Here is a 3,923-nt window from a genome sequence, read left to right as displayed (position 1 = left end):
GAGCTGAGTCGCCAGTAGGAACGGAACGTCAAGAACGCTGGCTCGCTTGGCGAAGCTCTTGCGGATACGCTTTTTCTCGGTGTATGAGTAGGTCATGGTCGCTCCGAACTCAGAAGGCAAATCCTGTAGCATGCACCGGCGATAGTCCAGGGACTCGTCGGCGTGCAACGGACAAACGTAATGTGATTAGACTGCCGAAGAACCGGACGAAAAGCCGTACGCTCTCGCTACTCGCCATTGCGTTTGCACGCGGCAACGCATCGCGTCCAGGAAACAGCAGGACGCAAAACTGGTTTCCGGAAAAGCACAAAAGGGCTGACAACCGGAAGGCTGCCAGCCCAGCGTGCGCAACCGGAATTACTTGACCTCGACCTTCGCTCCAACATCCTCGAGCAGCTTCCGCAGCGCATCGGCGTCGGCCTTGGAGATCGACTCCTTTACCGCCTTCGGCGCACCGTCGACCAGATCCTTCGCTTCCTTCAGACCGAGACCCGTAGCCGCGCGAACGACCTTGATCGTCTCGACCTTCTTCTCCCCGGCAGCCATCAGCATCACGGTAAACTCGGTCTGCTCCTCGACCACCGGAGCCGCTGCACCCGGTGCGGCGACCGCCATCGAAGCAGCCGAAACGCCGAACTTTTCTTCGAACGCCTTTACCAGGTCGTTCAATTCCATGACCGTCATCGCGCCGACGGCGTCGAGAATGTCTTCTTTGGTAATAGCCATAATCAATACACTCCTAATTCTGAATACTCGTTGAAGCTGACAGCGCGGTCAGGCGACCGCTTCTTCACGTTGCTTGGCCAAGGCGGCCAGCGCGCAGGCAAAGCCAGTCACCGGCGCCTGCATGATGCCGAGCAATTGGCCCAACAGTTCGTCACGACTCGGAATCGACGCCAGTGCTTGCACACCTGCCTTGTCCAGTAGCTCGCCAGAATAGCTGCCAGCCCGGAGAATCAGCTTGTCGTTTGTTTTTGCAAAGTCGTTGAGCACTTTCGCGGCGGCAACCGGGTCCTCCGAGATGCTGTAAATCAGTGGCCCGGTCATGTGCTCGGCCAGGCTGGCGAAGGCACTTCCTTCGACCGCCCGCCGCACCAGGGTGTTCTTCAGCACACGCAGGTAGACGCCCGAGGCGCGCGCCTGCGCCCGCAGACGCGTCAGGTGAGCCACCGGCAAGCCGGCGTACTCAGCCACGACGACCGTCTGGGCGGCGGCGATTCTCGCCGACACCTCGGCCACGACGGCTTTCTTTTCTTCAAGATTGAGACCCACAGGCCCTTCCTCCAAAAAGTCAACACACGGCGCGTCGAGTCGGACGCGCCGCACCCACGGCGACCTGGATCAGGCCTGGCAGCATGACGCTCAACGCTCCATAACCCTACTCGGGGCACACCGTCTACGCAGGCCGTTGGCACGCTTAAGCCCAAGGCCGAAACCTTCGACACCTGCGGTCTTTGACGGATCTGCCGGCACGGCCAAGAGGCCCTGTCGACAGCCCTACAAAGTTCGCTGTCGGGTCACCGAGAGCGCGACCCGACCAGAAATCTCCTCAAAGCGTGGCGGCATCCACGCGAACACCAGGCCCCATCGTGCTCGACAGCGCGATCCGGCGCACGTATTGCCCTTTGGAAGTCGCTGGTTTGGCCTTGATCAGCGCATCGACCAGAGCCTTGACGTTGATCGCCAACTGCTCGACCTCGAACGACGCGCGACCGACGGTGCTGTGAATGATGCCGCCTTTGTCGGTGCGATACTGCACCTGACCCGCCTTCGCGTTCTTGACCGCCGTCGCCACGTCCATGGTCACCGTGCCGACCTTGGGATTCGGCATCAACCCGCGTGGGCCGAGAATCTGGCCCAGTTGGCCAACGACACGCATGGCATCGGGCGTCGCAATCACCCGGTCAAAGTTGATCACCCCGGACTTGATCTCGGCCGCCAGATCTTCAAAGCCGACGATGTCCGCCCCGGCTTCACGCGCTGCGACGGCCTTCTCGCCCTGGGCGAAAACGGCGACGCGAATGGTCTTGCCGGTACCGGCCGGCAGTACCACCGAACCGCGAACGATCTGGTCCGACTTGCGAGGATCGACTCCCAGACAGACGGCGATATCGATCGATTCGTCGAACTTGGCGGTCGCCAGTTCCTTGGTCAGCTTCAGCGCGTCGGCCAGCGCCAAGCTTTTGCTGCGGTCGGTCTTGCCCTTGAAGGCTTTTTGACGTTTGCTCAGGCTTGCCATGTCAGAGGCCCTCCACCGTAACACCCATCGTGTAAGCACTGCCGGCGATCGTGCGCACGGCGGCATCGAGATCAGCCGCGGTCAGGTCGGGCATCTTTTGCGTAGCGATCGCTTCACACTGCGCCCGCGTCAGCTTGCCCACCTTCACGGTATGCGGCTTGGCACTGCCCTTCTGGATACCAATCGCCTTCTTGATGAGGACGGTCGCCGGCGGCGTCTTCATGATGAAGGTAAAACTCTTGTCGGCGAACGCGGTAATCACGACGGGGATCGGCAAGCCGGGCTCCAGGCCCTGCGTCTGTGCGTTGAAGGTCTTGCAGAACTCCATGATGTTCAGGCCGCGCTGGCCGAGTGCCGGCCCGATCGGCGGCGACGGATTGGCTTTCCCCGCCGGCACCTGCAGCTTGATGTAACCGATAATCTTTTTTGCCACGATACGACTCCTCTAGACGGGTTCCAACGCGCTCGCAATGGCGCTCCCCAAACGACAAACGCGGCCCGCAAGCCGCACTATTGCGGCGCGTTGTAAAAATCTTCCACGCACCGCGACGGACTGGCCGCTTCAGGCTTTCTCGACTTGCGCAAACTCCAGTTCGACCGGTGTCGGACGACCGAAAATCGTCACCGACACGCGCAGGCGATTCTTCTCGTAGTTCACCTGCTCGACCGCGCCATGAAAATCGGTGAACGGGCCATCCTTGACGCGGACGACCTCACCCGGTTCGAACAGCACCTTCGGGCGCGGCTTGTCGACGCCATCCTGCATCTGCTGCATGATTTTGGCGACTTCCTTTTCGGAAATCGGCGACGGTTTGTTGGCGGTGCCACCGACAAAACCGGTAACTTTCGGGGTGCTCTTGACGAGGTGCCAGGAATCGTCGTTCATCTCCATTTCCACCAGCACGTAGCCGGGGAAGAACTTGCGTTCGGAAATGCTCTTCTGGCCCATCTTGAGTTCGACCACTTCCTCGACCGGAACGAGGATGCGACCGAAAGACTCCTGCATCCCTTGTCGCTGAATACGCTCGACGAGTGCGCGCTGCACGCTCTTCTCGAAGCCGGAATAGGCGTGTACGACATACCAGCGCATGCTCATGTTTTCCTCCACCCGAGCACCAGGTCGTACAGCACCCACTCGAGGCTTTTGTCGGTCAGCCACAGAAAAAGCGCCATCACCACCACAAAGGCGAACACCAGCCCGGTCGTCTGCATGGTTTCCTTACGCGACGGCCAGACCACTTTCTTGGCTTCCGTCGTCGCCTCTTTGGCAAAGCCGAAGAACAGTCGCCCGGGCTCGGTCTGCCAGGCGGCGGCGGTAGCCAGCCCGACGCCGGCCAGTACGGCAAGCACGCGCAGGATCATCGGCTGCTCGGCGAGCAGGTAAAAGCCAGCGACGCCGGCCACAAGCAGCAATACCGCCAGTGCAAACTTGAACTTATCGGCCATGAGGTCCGCTATGGTTACGTGATGGCAGGGGCAGAGGGTATCGAACCCCCAACCTTCGGTTTTGGAGACCGACGCTCTGCCAGTTGAGCTATGCCCCTGCAGCAGAGACTGCGGCCGCTTCGCGAAGAAGCGGCCGCCAAGTCTGGGACTGGAGTCTACTCGATGATTTTAGCGACGACGCCGGCGCCGACGGTGCGACCGCCTTCGCGGATGGCAAAGCGCAAGCCTTCCTCCATGG

The 3,923-nt window shown here is 60.8% G+C and carries 6 protein-coding genes, 1 tRNA gene and 1 pseudogene; all 8 read right to left on the bottom strand.

What is annotated here, in order from left to right:
* Positions 1 to 357: 357 nt before the first annotated feature.
* Positions 358 to 726: a 50S ribosomal protein L7/L12 gene (gene rplL / locus Q1M07_RS14810; RefSeq protein WP_300454673.1), complete on the bottom strand. Its 369-nt coding sequence runs from the start codon at positions 724 to 726 to the stop codon at positions 358 to 360.
* A 48-nt stretch (positions 727 to 774) separates the two neighbouring features.
* Positions 775 to 1,272: a 50S ribosomal protein L10 gene (gene rplJ, locus Q1M07_RS14805; RefSeq protein WP_300454672.1), complete on the bottom strand. Its 498-nt coding sequence runs from the start codon at positions 1,270 to 1,272 to the stop codon at positions 775 to 777.
* A 277-nt stretch (positions 1,273 to 1,549) separates the two neighbouring features.
* A complete protein-coding gene (rplA, locus tag Q1M07_RS14800) occupies positions 1,550 to 2,239 on the bottom strand; it encodes a 50S ribosomal protein L1 (protein ID WP_300454671.1) in 690 nt (229 codons plus the stop codon).
* Position 2,240: 1 nt separating this feature from the next.
* Complete coding sequence (gene rplK / locus Q1M07_RS14795) at positions 2,241 to 2,672, bottom strand: 50S ribosomal protein L11 (RefSeq protein WP_300454670.1); 432 nt, start codon at positions 2,670 to 2,672, stop codon at positions 2,241 to 2,243.
* 129 nt (positions 2,673 to 2,801) lie between these two features.
* Positions 2,802 to 3,335 (bottom strand): transcription termination/antitermination protein NusG, encoded by a 534-nt coding sequence (gene nusG, locus Q1M07_RS14790; protein WP_300454669.1) that lies wholly within the window; start codon positions 3,333 to 3,335, stop codon positions 2,802 to 2,804.
* Complete coding sequence (secE, locus tag Q1M07_RS14785; RefSeq protein ID WP_300454668.1) at positions 3,332 to 3,685, bottom strand: preprotein translocase subunit SecE; 354 nt, start codon at positions 3,683 to 3,685, stop codon at positions 3,332 to 3,334. Before secE ends, nusG begins: the two co-directional genes overlap by 4 nt.
* Positions 3,686 to 3,707: 22 nt before the next feature.
* A tRNA-Trp gene (locus tag Q1M07_RS14780) sits at positions 3,708 to 3,783 on the bottom strand.
* A gap of 57 nt (positions 3,784 to 3,840) precedes the next feature.
* A pseudogene (locus Q1M07_RS14775) lies at positions 3,841 to 3,923 on the bottom strand (elongation factor Tu); the annotation flags it as partial.

The organism is Accumulibacter sp., assembly GCF_029255285.1.
Lineage (GTDB): Bacteria > Pseudomonadota > Gammaproteobacteria > Burkholderiales > Rhodocyclaceae > Accumulibacter.
This window is presented reverse-complemented; position numbering and strand designations above follow the sequence as displayed.